Source organism: Pseudomonas sp. BF-B-30 (assembly GCF_019956305.1).
GTDB lineage: Bacteria > Pseudomonadota > Gammaproteobacteria > Pseudomonadales > Pseudomonadaceae > Aquipseudomonas > Aquipseudomonas jessenii.
Genome location: NZ_JAHBDG010000026.1, coordinates 1 through 14,135 on the forward strand (window position 1 = coordinate 1; position 14,135 = coordinate 14,135).

At 53.3% G+C, this 14,135-nt stretch carries 12 protein-coding genes; 4 read left to right on the forward strand and 8 right to left on the reverse strand.

Annotated features, from left to right (window positions below):
- The 7 genes from KGB29_RS15145 to KGB29_RS15175 form a co-directional block, all read right to left on the reverse strand.
- A partial coding sequence (locus tag KGB29_RS15145; protein ID WP_223509014.1) for an ABC transporter permease occupies positions 1-690 on the reverse strand: 690 nt, incomplete at its 3' end.
- Complete coding sequence (locus KGB29_RS15150; protein WP_150813142.1) at positions 687-1,535, reverse strand: ABC transporter permease; 849 nt, start codon at positions 1,533-1,535, stop codon at positions 687-689. The genes KGB29_RS15150 and KGB29_RS15145, both read right to left, overlap by 4 nt.
- Positions 1,532-2,650, reverse strand: a complete 1,119-nt coding sequence (locus KGB29_RS15155; protein ID WP_150813143.1) for a glycine betaine/L-proline ABC transporter ATP-binding protein — start codon at positions 2,648-2,650, stop codon at positions 1,532-1,534. The genes KGB29_RS15150 and KGB29_RS15155 overlap by 4 nt, the downstream gene beginning before the upstream one ends.
- 75 nt (positions 2,651-2,725) lie before the next feature.
- On the reverse strand, positions 2,726-3,577 hold the full coding sequence (locus KGB29_RS15160) for a glycine betaine ABC transporter substrate-binding protein (protein WP_150813144.1): 852 nt from the start codon (positions 3,575-3,577) through the stop codon (positions 2,726-2,728).
- A 68-nt stretch (positions 3,578-3,645) separates the two neighbouring features.
- Positions 3,646-4,992: an NAD(P)/FAD-dependent oxidoreductase gene (locus KGB29_RS15165; RefSeq protein ID WP_150813145.1), complete on the reverse strand. Its 1,347-nt coding sequence runs from the start codon at positions 4,990-4,992 to the stop codon at positions 3,646-3,648.
- The gene (locus KGB29_RS15170) at positions 4,989-6,506 is read right to left on the reverse strand and encodes an aldehyde dehydrogenase (protein WP_150813146.1); all 1,518 of its coding nucleotides are present in this window, start codon (positions 6,504-6,506) and stop codon (positions 4,989-4,991) included. Before KGB29_RS15170 ends, KGB29_RS15165 begins: the two co-directional genes overlap by 4 nt.
- Complete coding sequence (locus KGB29_RS15175) at positions 6,499-7,407, reverse strand: dihydrodipicolinate synthase family protein (protein WP_150813147.1); 909 nt, start codon at positions 7,405-7,407, stop codon at positions 6,499-6,501. Before KGB29_RS15175 ends, KGB29_RS15170 begins: the two co-directional genes overlap by 8 nt.
- Positions 7,408-8,198: 791 nt before the next feature.
- Between KGB29_RS15175 and KGB29_RS15180 the strand changes: the two genes are divergently transcribed.
- Positions 8,199-9,434, forward strand: a complete 1,236-nt coding sequence (locus tag KGB29_RS15180) for an aromatic ring-hydroxylating oxygenase subunit alpha (protein WP_150813148.1) — start codon at positions 8,199-8,201, stop codon at positions 9,432-9,434.
- A 115-nt stretch (positions 9,435-9,549) separates the two neighbouring features.
- Here KGB29_RS15180 and KGB29_RS15185 read toward each other — a convergent pair whose 3' ends face one another.
- Positions 9,550-10,503 (reverse strand): LysR family transcriptional regulator, encoded by a 954-nt coding sequence (locus tag KGB29_RS15185; RefSeq protein ID WP_174245516.1) that lies wholly within the window; start codon positions 10,501-10,503, stop codon positions 9,550-9,552.
- A 448-nt stretch (positions 10,504-10,951) separates the two neighbouring features.
- On the opposite strand from KGB29_RS15185, the gene KGB29_RS15190 reads away from it, so the two are divergent.
- The 3 genes from KGB29_RS15190 (at position 10,952) to proX (ending at position 14,113) form a co-directional block, all read left to right on the forward strand.
- Complete coding sequence (locus KGB29_RS15190; RefSeq protein ID WP_150813149.1) at positions 10,952-11,989, forward strand: glycine betaine/L-proline ABC transporter ATP-binding protein; 1,038 nt, start codon at positions 10,952-10,954, stop codon at positions 11,987-11,989.
- 8 nt (positions 11,990-11,997) lie between these two features.
- Positions 11,998-13,002, forward strand: coding sequence for a glycine betaine/L-proline ABC transporter permease ProW (gene proW, locus KGB29_RS15195; protein ID WP_223508088.1), 1,005 nt, complete (start codon positions 11,998-12,000; stop codon positions 13,000-13,002).
- A gap of 67 nt (positions 13,003-13,069) precedes the next feature.
- Positions 13,070-14,113, forward strand: coding sequence for a glycine betaine/L-proline ABC transporter substrate-binding protein ProX (proX, locus tag KGB29_RS15200; protein WP_174245515.1), 1,044 nt, complete (start codon positions 13,070-13,072; stop codon positions 14,111-14,113).
- The last annotated feature ends 22 nt before the right edge of the window (positions 14,114-14,135 follow it).

A 14,135-nucleotide genomic window follows, 5' to 3' on the forward strand; every position in this document is an offset into this window, starting at 1 on the left:
CACCAAACCTGCCAGCACCACCATCGCCAGGGACATAAGGATGCATTGGTTCAGGCCTACCAACAGTGTGGGTGCGGCAGTCGGCAGTTCTATCTTGAACAAAATGTCTTTCGGCGAAGCACCGGACGCCTGGCCCAACTCGAGTAGATCCTTGGGCAGCTGCTTAAAGGCAAGGGTCGTTAGCCTGAGCATCGGTGGAATGCCATATACGATGGTCGCGATGATCGCCGGCACCCGCCCCAAGCTGAACAGCATCACTGCAGGGATCAGGTAAACCCAAGGCGGCACCGTTTGCATGATGTTTAGAATCGGCAGCAATACTTCATCGACACGCTTCACCCGGGCCGCCAAAACCCCCAGCGGAAAAGCGATGGCAACAGAGATCAGGACCGACACGCTGACGAGCGCAATTGTCTGGATGGACGCGCCCCAAAGGCCAGCGAACAAACAGAAAGCCAACATCACCGCAGCAAAAACAGCGACTCGCTTATTGGCGAAAAAGAACGCCGCTACGACGACAATACCAATAAACAAATAGGGATGGGGAGCAAGCAGCGCGCCCTCCACCGCACCCAGTACCGCCTCGATGAGTTGACTGATGCCCTTGAACACCCCATGCAAATTGGCATTCAGCCAGTCAACGGCTGGAGCCAGGTAATCGCCTGGAGAAAACTGAATGTGCGTTGTCATTGGGAAGCCCCCACCCGCGTCCGTGCAGCGCTCTGCGCCAGACGATCCAGAATCATGGTCAGGATAACGATAGCGATGGCCGCGTTGATCGACTTGGCGATATCCAATGTACGGATGGAACCGTAGATCGCCTCGCCCAAACCACCCGAACCCACGATGCCGGCGATGACCACCATGCCGAACGCCATCATCAGGCTTTGGTTTACGCCAGCCATAATGCTAGGCATGGCGAACGGTAAGCGGATCTTGAAAAACATCTGCATTCCAGTCACGCCAGTGGCATCTCCCAATTCGATGAACTCCTTGGGCGTCATGCGAATCCCCAGGGAGGTCAGTCGTAGAGCCGGGGGAAGCGCAACGATAAAAGTCGCCAACAGCGCCGTGGCAGGCCCATAGCCGAGTAGCGCAATGGCCGGTAGCAGGTAGATGTAAGGCGGCATCGTCTGAATCAAATCCAGACAAGGATCAACCACACGATCAAAGGCAGGCGCCAGACCAGCGATGACTCCCAGCGGAATGGCGACAGCCAGTGCCAGCACGGTGGCTGTGAGCACCAGGGCAAGCGTGCTGACTGTCTCTGGCCACAAACCAATAATGTCGCAAAACAACAAGGCCAGGCTTGTGAGAATCGCAAAGCGAACGCCCGCAACACGCCAGCCAATCAACGCCATGACAATCGCTACAACGTAATGCGGTGGATAGGCGATACACCACAGCACGCCTTCGTAAATGCCCTTCAGCACCGCATTGACGGCATCGAACATGAACTCGCCGTTATCCGAAAGCCATTCCAGTCCTGTATCAATGGAGCTATCAAACTGACTAGAAAAATCCGGCGTGCTCATGCGGACGCCCCCATCGCACTGGCGGTTGGTACTGGCGCCAACTCGTTGGGAATACCTTGAACGCCACGCAGCAAATCACGGGGCGTAATGATCCCTACCACTGTTCCGTTATCGACGACGGCAAGCGCATCGCGCTTGGACTTCATCGTCAATCCGATAAGCTCATTGATATCGGCGTCAAGATAGGTTTCGCTGAGCCTGGTGATGTCGCAGGTCGGGTGTGCTGCCTGGTAGGCCCGGACAGACGTCATGACCGAGTGAGCCTTCACCAGATGCAGTCGGGAAATGCCGGCGACAAACTCAGCCACGTAGTCGTCAGCCGGGTTGAGCACGATCTCCTCGGCGGTGCCGACCTGAATGATGGCGCCATCCTTCATGATCGCAATGCGATCACCAATGCGGATGGCCTCGTCCAGGTCGTGTGTAATAAACACCGCGGACTTGCCCAGTTCCTTGGTCAGCTGGCGGAACTCATCCTGCAACTGTCGGCGAATCAGCGGATCAAGCGCGCTAAATGGCTCATCCATCAAAATCACTTCTGGATCGGCAGTCAGTGCACGTGCCAGCCCGACTCGTTGCTGCATGCCCCCGGACAGCTCGCTGGGATAGCGCGAAGTCCACTCGCTCAATCCAACCTTCGCCAGCGCCTGCTCGGCCACTTTGTAACGTTCAGCCTTGCCCACACCCTGCACTTCCAAGCCAAACGCAGTGTTCTCAAGAACCGTACGGTTAGGTAGCAAGGCAACGCTTTGAAAGACCATGCCGATGTGACGCGCCCTCACCTCTCGAAGCTGTGCTGGCGACAAGGATGAAACGTCTTTGCCTTTGACCAGCACCTTCCCCGAGCTAGGGGTGATTAGCTTGTTCAGCAACCTTATAAGGGTGGATTTGCCACTGCCGGACAAACCCATGATGCAAAAGATTTCCCCCCGGCGAACCTGGAGACTGACATCGGAAACCCCGACCACACATCCATAGTCTTGCAGGATCTGGGTCTTTGAGAGACCCTGCTGGACAACCGCGTCCATGGCTGCTGGTGCACTTTTACCGAAGATTTTCCATACCGACTGGCAATCTACCAGCACTTCGTCAGTATTAATTGAGGCCATTGTCATTTCGCAATCCATCGAACCAGTTGTTTGCTGGTTTTTTTAATTAATCAAAGGGCGGCAGTGGCAAACAAACAAAACTTAATAGTTCTTGATATTTCCCCAACGATTTACAAGGTCTGTATGACTATCAATCCAGCCCTTGATAGCCTCGTCCATGGTCTTGCCATCCTTGACTTCAGCATTCATCGCGGTGATGTCCGTGATAGGCACATAAACGCTGGCCATCAGTTCACGCGCACGCGGATTGGCTTCAGCGAAGCCTTTGTGTCCGATCCAGTAATAACCCTGCAATGGCGGGAAGACCCCTTTTGGATCTTTCAGGAATTTGAGATCAAATTTCTTGGTCATCCAAGATGGATCCCAGACGGTTACCGCCACCCATTCTTTGCGGTCGACTGCCGACTTTAAAGCCGCGGTCATTGCGGAAGTACTGCCTTCGACCAGCTTGAGCTTGATGTCGTACGCTTTGACGACATTGTTCGCGTCACTCATTAAACCCGAACCCGGCTCGATGCCAATGATTCTGTTCCCCAGCTTTTCCGAGTTTGCATTCAGCTGTTCAATGGAGTCGATGTCTACGTAACTGGGTACTGCCATACCCTGATAAAGACCATAGGAGACCGGCGACAGCTTCTCGATTTTGTTTTTATTCTTTTTCCAATAATCTGCTGCAGCGTAGTCAGTCTGGGATGCCAGCACTTGAATATCCCCTTTGCTTAGTGCAGCATAGGCGATACCCCACTCGGAAAACTCCACAACTGTTACGGTGTATCCTGCATTCTCAAGTACTTTCTTGGTTATGCCAGTAATGGGCACCAAGTCCTCCCAGGACATAGTACCCATTACAATGTTTTTTTCTTCTGCCTGTGCCTGCAAACTCATCATGCCCACAAACGCGAGCGCGCAGAATGCCTTCCAAATATTCTTCATGGATTAATCCGTTCTTATTAGTGACTTATTAAAGGGTCTTTCTAGTAAAAGCCGACAACTTAAACTTACTAACCTTCTCGCCCGGCCCAAAATTCATGCCAACGAATGACCGAACTGACGCCCAGCTTCGTTATTATTTTGGGTGGTAGCCTGCTGGGTCCTGGCGCGTGACTGAAACTATCCAGAAAATCAGAACGTGTCCCCGAAGCCAACTCCGCCGCCATTACACCTGCCAGGGTGCTCTTGACCGTTCCCAACCCATTTTCGCAGCAAGCCGAATACAGGTTTTCTTCGATCTCGCCAAATGCAGCGGCGCTGTTACGGCTCAAACACAGACGGCCGGCCCAGCTGAACTCCAACGGAGTGGATTTCAGTTCTGGAAAGCGTGCATCCAAGGAATGTCGCTGCTCTTTGGCAACTGCAGCTACACGCTCTGGTGTGACCTGGATACTCGGGTCGTAGGTGAACTTTGTCCGGATGACGATACGCGAGAGACCGTCTGAAGAAATCTTGCGAACGGTCGCACCCATTGGATCAGCCGGCAACAAGGCCCACCTGGCTTTGCCCGGTACGTCCTTCCTGAATGCATTATCACTGTACGCCGCCGTCATGGAAGCGTAAGTGAAGACATGCAGCAGGCGGCCTTGATAATGGCCAAAGTCCTCAATGTGCCCGTTAACCCCCAGAATCACCTTGGGTGCGTGCACCGTCCCATTATGGGATCGAGCGCACCAACCGCTTCCCTGCTTGGTCAATTCAATAATGGGAGAGCGTTCGAACAGTGTGATTTTCCCTTCGAGCCCTGCGGCCAGGTCTCTAATGTATTGCGCGGGTTGAATCAACACTGCGCCGGGAGTGTAGATCCCACCGTGGTAATAGGTGGATCCGGTGATTGCGCGCATTTGCGCGGCATCAAACATCTCGAACTTCTCGCCAATGCGCTCAAGGGATTGAGCGTAATTGACATTCAGCTTCAATCCTCGCTCAGTGGCGGCCGCGTTGATCTTCCCGGAAGGGTCGAACGTGTCGGCAGACATGCCGTATTCCCGCGCGGCTTCAGCGGCAAAAGCAATCGCAAACCGATTTTGCGTGATTTCCAGCGCCGTTGCAGACTCACTCGCCACGGAGTACTCCCCGGACGACAGACTGTGCGGCACATCGATCATGAATCCAGAGTTTCGGCCCGCCGGCCCCTTGGCGACTTCATGAGCATCGACCACAACAATGCTGTCACCTGGGTGCAATTGGGACAGCCGGCGAGCGGCGGACAGGCCGGCAAAACCGGCACCGATAATCAGCCAATCCGCCGTCACGTTTCCATCAAGCATGCGGACAGGCGCAGTGCGTGCGGAAATCGCCTCCCAACCTGAAACCCCGGTGTCTACCGGCAGGCGCTTGATGGTATGGGTGCTCATTTTTCGGTCTCTTCATCCGACCGATCAGACACATCGATCCAGATTGTTTTAATTTCGGTGTACTGGTCATGGGCGAAAATGGATTTGTCCCGACCGCCGAAGCCCGACTCCTTGTAGCCACCGAATGGTGTCGACGCGTCGCCCTCACCAAAGCAGTTCACGGTGACGATGCCCGCGCGAATTTCCCGCGACAACTTGATTGCCCGCCGCAAGCTGCCGGTGTAAACCGAGGCCGCCAGGCCATAAACCGTGTCATTGGCCAGGGCAATGGCTTCGGAGATCGTATTGAAGGTGGTGACCGAGAGAATCGGGCCGAAGATCTCTTCCTGGAACAGCCGGTTGTCTCGACCAACACCGTCAATCACCGTTGGCTCTACAAAGGCACCGTCTTTGGTCGCGCCACCGTAAACAACTTCAAGCTTTCCGGCGGTGGCGTGCTCAAGGTACGACTTCACTTTTGCGAAATGCTCTGGGCTGACCAGCGAGCCTACGCGGTTCTGCGGATCGAGTGGGTCCCCCATCTTCCATTCGCGGATGTAGGCGCCCATGCGCTCCAGCAGCTCGTCTTTAACCGACGCATGGACGATCAGACGTGAAGTCGCGGAGCAATTTTCGCCCATGTTCCAGAACGCGCCATTAACGACATGCTGAGCGACGAGATCCAGGTCTTGGGCATCGTCCATCACCACGGCCGGATTTTTTCCGCCGCACTCAAGGACGATGCGTTTCAGGTTCGAATCGGCGGCGTAATGCAGGAAGCGGCGGCCGGTAGCGGTGGAGCCGGTGAAGCTCACCATGTCGACATCGTTATGCAAACCAATGGGCTCACCGACGTCTTTACCCGTGCCGGTCACAATGTTGAGTACACCAGCGGGTATACCGGCTTCAAACGCCAGCTGAGCGACACGCAACGTAGTCAGCGAGGTTTGTTCAGCAGGTTTGACGATGACCGAACAGCCCGCAGCGAGCGCCGGGCCGATTTTCCAGGCCAGCATCAGCAGTGGGAAGTTCCAGGGCAATACGCAGCCCACCACGCCGATCGGCTCCCGGACCACCATAGTCAGCGCGTCGCTGCCAACCGGGGCGGTATTGTCATAAATCTTGTCAATCAGTTCTGCGTGCCAGCGGATCGTGTGGATGGTGTCCGGGATGTCGACCAACTCACACTCACTGACCGGTTTGCCGCTATCGAGGCTTTCGAGGACGGCCAGTTCGTGTTGATGGCTTTCAAGCAGGTTTGCAAACTTCAACAGAACCGCTTTGCGCTCCCGAGGAGAAATAGACCTCCAGCGTCCATCCTCAAAGGCCTCCTTGGCATTGCTCACCGCGAAGTCGACATCATCGGACGAACAAGCTGCGATGTCGGTTAAAAAGTCGCCGGTCGCCGGATTGTTCGTGGCGAAGGTTTTGCCGGAGATCGCGGGTTTAAACGCGCCATTGATGAACGCCTTGGATGGCAACGAAATGTCTTTGGCCAGAGCGGCATATTCGGCCTTGCTCAGAAGATCACCCATGGCTGGCTCCCGAAATGTTGGCTACGTTACGTTTGAGTTCAGTAATGACCGACGCGAAACTCTGCTTTTCGTCCGCTTCAAGTGGCTGCAATGGCAGGCGCACGTTACCGACTTTCAATCCGGCAACTTCGCAGCCGTACTTGATCGACTGCACGAACTTGCCACCGTCCAGGGCATTCATCAGCGGCATCATTGCCGACATGATTTGACGGCCTTTGTCGAAGTTCTTTTCGATCACACAGGCTTCATAAAGCGCTACGTGTTCCTTGGGCAGGAAGTTGGAACCTGCGCACACCCAACTGCGGGCACCCCAGGCAAAAAACTCGAGGGCTTGGTCGTCCCATCCGCAGGACAAGGCGATGTTGGGGAACTGCCGGGCCAGCATATGCACCTGGCTCATGTCGCCGGAACTTTCCTTGATGGCGACGACGTTTTTCGATTGGCTGACACGTGTGAAATATTCTTCATCCATCGAAACGCACATGCGCCCCGGATAGTTGTAAAGCATGATCGGCAAGTCCGCTGCGCGATCGATAGTGAGCGCGTGAATCGCGTTTTCCTGTGAGGTTGGCAGCGCGTAAGGCGGGGATGTGACAAGAATGGCGTCCGCTTTGATCGATTTGGCATCCTTGGCGTACTGAACCGCATCTTCGGTACGAATCGCCCCGGTACTGACGATCAGTTGCACCCGAGTTCCGATCACATCTTTGGCGTAGGCAGCCAACTCGGTGCGTTCTTCTGAAGTCTGCGCATAATACTCGCCGGTCGACCCGCCGATAATAATGCCGTGCACCTTCGCCTCAATCAGCGACTCCAAAACTTCAGAGTACACATTCCAGTCAATGTCCCCATCAGAGTTATAAGGAGTTACTGCTGGTGTATAAATACCTTCAAATTTCAAGATAAATGCTCCGAATGCGAGTTAGGTGGACGATCAACGAGCGCGTCAGCTTTGATGCCTTGACGCGCGATAAAAATTTCTATGTTTTCACAGGACAGAGGAACTGGCCTTTAAAGTCTTGTAAAGAGCACTTTTGCTGCCTTTCACAAATGACCTCCAGAGGTTGTTTTGCCGACTAGTACGGTTAACTGTTGAATCCAGACTGGCATGGGCCAAGAAGGCGGTCAATAGAGTGTATTTCTGGCGTATACATTTCTAGATGGGTGCTTCGCTCGGCCTGAAAAATAAATTACCTTTTGTTTTCAATGACTTAAAGCCTTCTCGTCTGGGCCGCGACATCAATCGATAACATTTGTTTATGCATTGATAAGAGTAAATGTTTCTTGTTGATGCATGATTGCCGTCGTAGCCTTACAACAGCGATATTCTACCGACGAATTGGATAAGAAAATTCCTCGTACATTCGTTCCATTAGTTAGAATCTGTTTGCCCAGGCTCGAATAAGGAACTGTAGAAAAATTGCTATTGATGCAAACATCAGCATTACAGGAATGTCTGCATCAGTAAGGACTCGAGCGAAATGAGTGCACGGATGGCACCACCATCCAAGAAGGCACATTTTTCGTAAGACGCTTCCTGGACGTGGCAAAACGTTCCGGTTCGCGGATAGAAGCAGCACGGTTTGATGGGCTTGCATCCACAGACGGTACTGCGAACTCAAGACCGTTTGGCCTCACCTCGCAGAGCAGGCTGAATGTGTCGCCCCCTTGGTATTTTGGAGTGTGTTGACCGTGAGCACTAAATCGGCAGTTTCAAATCTAATCGCGCAGCGCAAGCCTGACCACGCGCTGCCAGGTGCCCTTTATAGCGATCCAGACGTTTATAGGCAGGATCTGGAACAGATCTGGCACAAAAGTTGGATCTTCGCAGGGCACACATTTGAGCTGGAGAAGTCGGGTCAGTACCTGTCGCTGCAAATCGGCGATTACCCTGTCGCTATCGTGCGCGGTGCAGACAAGCAGATTCGAGCGTTCCACAACGCTTGCCGCCATCGCGGCTCAAAGGTGTGCCCGGAAGCAAGCGGCAAAGTCGCCAAACTGGTGTGTCCTTACCACAAATGGACATTCGAGCTGGACGGCAGACTGCTTTTCGCCGGGAACATGGGGGACGATTTCGACAAGTCTCAGCATGGGTTGAAGTCCGTGCATTGTGAGGTCGTCGAAACGTACATCTATGTGTGCGTAGCAGATGTCGCCCCAGACTTTTCGTCGTTCAGAAAATCCGTCACCCCTTTCGTTGCGCCTCATAACCTGGACGACTGCAAAGTCGCGTTTGAGTCGAACATCATCGAGAAAGGCAACTGGAAACTGGTTTTCGAGAACAACCGCGAGTGTTACCACTGCGATTTTACTCACCCGGAATTGATGCACTCATTCGTGGACAACCCATCAGTGGGTGGCGCTGGCGGCGACGAGGATCTCGAACTCAAAGAGCACTGGGATCGCTGCGAAGCGGCAGGACTGCCCAGCCGATTGGTCATGGATGATGAGGGTCGCTTCCGAATGACCCGCATTCCACTGTTTTCCGGGGCCGTCAGCTACACAATGGATGGCAAGCCTGCAGTCGCTGGCCGGTTGGACACCTCCGGTGAAGCCAACATCGGAGCGCTGCTTTATTTCAACTACCCATCAACCTGGAACCACTTTCTGGGCGATCACGCGCTGAGCTTCCGCGTTCTGCCCATCGGTCCGGGCGAGACGTTGGTCACTACAAAATGGATCGTCAAGAAGGACGCGCAGGAAGGTGTCGACTACGACATCGATCGACTCACCAAGGTTTGGCTTGCAACCAATGACCAGGATCGAACCTTGGTTGAAGGTGCACAGGTCGGCGTCAGCTCTCCTGCTTACGAGCCAGGCCCATTGTCGGTGGCCAGCGAAATTGGTGTGTGTCAGTTTGATGATTGGTACTGCAAAACGATGCTTGATCACCTCAGTGACACGATCCCGTTAAGATCTGTCGGCTAAATGCAAAACTGCCGGTGGTGAGAACCACGAATGATCACCACCGGCATACCCAAACCTCTCCCCTCCTTGCCCCCCGAGTCACTGCTCGGCCAGTACCCCCTATCTTCTAAACAGGTCAGGAAAACTGGGCGAGAATCCAGTCTCGTAGCCGGCAACAGGCGTCGTCATTGATCCGGTCTTCACGAAATGTCAGATAGTGCTGACTTTCGTGGAGAACCACTTCCTCTTTGATCGGCCGAATCAACGTGCCGTTTGCGATCAGGTTTGCAACCAGGTGATTCCATCCGAGGGCTACGCCCTGATGGGTCAACACCATACTAATTACCAGGTTGTAGTCGTTCGCGTTGAAAACGTGAGGACTATCGTGGGGGCGTTTCTCGATATCAACATCGTGATAAGCCAGCCAAACACCCCAGTCAACGTGCTCCGCAACCTGGGACCTGCCATAGGGGCTGAGGTTTAGCAAAACCCCGTCGCGTAATCCTTCCAGGCTGGACAGCTCAGGGTGCTCCTCTTTGTAACGAGGTGTGCACACCGGGTAGATGACGTCATGAAACAACGGATAACTGCGGTAGCCATCCTGAATCCTGGCCATTTTGGTGATGAAGATGTCCGGAGTTACACCCGGCTCCATCGACAAAAAGTTTTGAGTGGTCACCAGATTGAGGTCGATGTCTGCGTTCTTGGTAAAAAAACCCGGTAGCTTGGCTGCGAGCCAGAGGGCTGAAAACGCGGGAGAACAGCAAAGCGTCAACGTGCGCTTGCCTGCATTGTTGGTGCGAATACGCTCCGCCGCTTGGGAAATGTTGACGAAAGAAATCTGTGCAGCATCAAAAAAGATGGATCCGGCTTCCGTCAACTCGACCGCTCGACCCACCCTTTTGAAGAGATCCACCCCAAGGTACGCCTCAAGCTCTCGAATCTGACGGCTGATTGCCGCTTGAGTAACGCACAGCGCTTCAGCCGCACGCGTAAAGCTCTGATATTTGGCGGCGGCGACGAATGACTTTACTGCTTTCAGAGACGGCATTTTCAGCAGCGTCATGTCTGGATCGATGTGCTTAACCATAACCTAGAGTATTGAATATCCGGTTCGGGGCCCTTTGAAGGGCCGTTTGGGACGAGATCGGCGAGAGGATTCCACCTAGAGCCTATGCTGGAGCGTAGCTGAAACAGAGGGTCTAAGACAGGGCCAGCGGTAGTCGCCTTCGCAACCAGCACTGTCGCAGTCGCAAATTGATACGATTAGTTGATTGATAACATGACGTTATTGATTGGTTGGAAGAAATGTTGTTAGACGCTGACTCTATAAGGTAATAACTTGGGTCTCAAGGCATTGATTAATTCAGCGCCGATAAAACAAGAATAATAAACATCACATAATAAAGAGGATGGTCACAATGACTAACTCCCAACCTTTCTCTCAGCTTGACTGCCCCCATAAGCACCGCCTTAACTGATTAAGATAGGTATATCTAAATTCTTGATCTTACGTCGTATTTGCAGCAGGAGGGGTTATGAGTCTTGGTGACGAGATACTCTCGGTAAAAAACATTTACAAAGTCTTTGGTACTCAGCCAAAGCTCGCGATGGAGATGCTGGCTCGCGGTGCTGATAAAAGTGAAATTTTCAGCAAAACCGGTCAAGTCGTTGGCGTTTTTGATGCCAGTTTCTCCGTAAAACGTGGAGAGATTTTCGTCATCATGGGGCTTTCCGGTTCCGGGAAGTCGACGATGGTCCGGTTGTTCAATCGACTGATCGAGCCAACCTCCGGAACGATCCATCTTAACGGACAAGAAATCACTGGTCTGTCGGACGCCGATCTTCTCAGCGTTCGTCGCAAAGACATGAGCATGGTGTTTCAGTCGTTTGCCCTGATGCCCCACATGAGTGTGATCGACAACGTTGCTTTCGGCCTGGAAATCTCGGGTGTAGAGGAAAGTGAACGGCATAAACGTGCACTCGAGGCACTCAAACAGGTAGGGCTCGATGGCCACGCCTACAGCTATCCGCACCAACTGTCCGGCGGTATGCAACAGCGGGTAGGCCTGGCCCGAGCGCTGGCGAATGACCCCGCCATCCTGCTGATGGACGAAGCCTTCTCGGCACTCGACCCGTTGATTCGCCACGAAATGCAGGGCGAACTGATTCGCCTGCAGGCAGAACAGCATCGCACCATCATCTTCATCTCCCATGACATTGACGAGGCGATTCGCATCGGCCATCGCATTGCGATCATGGAGGGTGGGCGGGTAGTACAGATCGGTACCCCGCAAGAGCTGCTTTGCAACCCCGCGAACGACTACGTCAGAGCTTTCTTCAAAGGCTTTGATGCCTCGAAGATCCTCAAGGCTGGTGATGTTGCCAAAATTTGTGCAGAGCATCCGTACGCCGTGGATCAATCCACGCCTACGCTGCGCGACGATGTACTCCTGCAGGACGTCTTTCACATCGTTGCTGATGCCGTTAATCCAGTTGCCGTGCTGGATCGCCAGGGTGTGTTCAAGGGCACGATCTCCAAGAGCCTACTGCTTCAGACAATGAGCCGACATTAATAGTCTCTATTTGCTGGCTTGCCAGGCTCGGACATTCAGGTGATGACATGAACGAATTCAATTTTCTAGACCCGTTTCAATCCATCAACGTCCCATTGGGCCAATGGGTAGAAGTTGCCCTGAATTATCTGGTTCAGAATTTCCGCGAGGTATTCCGCTCGATTAGATGGCCGATCGACCAGGTACTTAATGGTATTCAGTTCGGATTGTTGGCTATTCCTCCGTCAATATTCATTATTTTTGCGACGCTCTTGGGCTGGCAGGTAGGAGGGAAAAAGATAGGCATTCTTTGTTTCGTCACCCTCACCCTTTTAGGAGTGATCGGCGTATGGAATGACGCCATGATCACCCTCGCGCTGGTGCTCACTTCACTGTTTTTCTGTGCAGTCATTGGCATACCGCTGGGTGTCCTGTGTGCCCGGAGTGACCGACTGGAGATGCTGCTGCGGCCGGTGCTCGATGCAATGCAAACACTGCCTGCTTTTGTTTATCTGGTACCCGTGGTGATGCTGTTTGGTATCGGCAACGTACCGGGGGTACTGGTCACGATCATCTTTTCGGTGGCGCCACTGGTCAGGCTCACCAATCTGGGAATTCGCCAGGTACCGGAAGACAAGATTGAGGCGGCCCGGGCTTTCGGATGCACCCCACGCCAGATGCTGAAGCGGGTTCAACTTCCTTTAGCTGCACCGACGATCATGGCGGGTCTGAATCAGGCATTAATGTTGTCACTTTCCATGGTGGTGATCGCATCAATGATTTCGGTTGGTGGGTTGGGGATGATGGTACTTCGCGGGATTGGCCGCCTTGATATGGGCTTGGCAACCGTCGGTGGATTGGGGCTGGTATTGCTGGCGATTTTCCTCGACCGACTGACCCAGGCGATGGGCGAACGCAGTAACAGGGCAACCAAAGGTGAGCACTGGTACCAGACAGGCCCGGCGGGTGTCGTTTACCGTCTGAAAAGAAAGAACACTGTTACAAAAATAGAAGTTAGTCCCAAGGAAAGTTAATCCGCTTAGCGGCGCGTTGTGAACCAAAAGAAATGCCAACTTCTTAACCCAGCCAAGGTAAACGATAATGAACTTCACAACCTTCGGAATAAAACAGAAATTCATTCATTCTGTGGCGCTTTTAGTTTTAGCGGTATCACCTGTGTTCGCATCGGCCGCAACGGCGCAGGAGCCCGGAAAAGGTGTATCAATCACCCCGATCTTTCCGTCAATCGCCGAGGAGCGGTTTCGCGGGGAGATTGCAATGGCGGGTCTCAAGGAATTGGGCTACGACGTTGAAACACCAAAGGAAACCGAGTACTCCACCATGATGGTGGCGATTGCCAATGGTGACGCGGACTTCTCAGTACATTTGTGGGAGGAACTGCACAAATCTTTCTACGAGAAGGCCGGCGGCGATGAGACGATGGTGAAAACCGGCGCTATCATGCCGGGCGTGTTGCAGGGCTACATGATTGACAAAAAAACGGCCGATGAACACCACATCACTTCGCTCGCAGATTTGCAGAAGCCGGAAATTGCCAAACTGTTCGATGCCAATGGTGACGGTAAAGCTGACCTCACGGGTTGCAACCCGGGTTGGGGATGTGAGCTCATCATTGCGCACCACATGAAAGCCTATGACCTGATGAAAACCGTTTCCAATAACCAGGGCTCCTATTTTGCCCTGATGGCGGACACTATCGCTCGTTATAAACAAGGTAAGCCGATTCTCTATTACACCTGGGTACCTCAGTGGATCTCCGGTGTTCTGGTCGAAGGCAAAGATGTTGTGTGGTTAACCGTGCCGCGTACGGATCTTCCAGGTGGCAAAAACGATGTCAACACTACCTTCAATGGTAAAAACCTTGGTTTCGCGGTAGACAGTGTCAAAGCGGTAATCAACAAAGAGTTTGCCGAGAAAAATCCGGCTGCCGTGAAGTTCCTGTCTGAAATGCAGATCACTACCGACGATGAAAGCGCGCAAAATCTGAAAATGCACGACGGTGAAAAAAGTGCAGCCGACATCACTCGTCATGCCAAAGAATGGATCGCGGCCCATCGCGCGAAATATGACAGCTGGCTGGCAGACGCACGAGCCGCGGCTAATACCGCCACCGCAAAAAATTAGTCCCTCCATTTAAATCTGCATA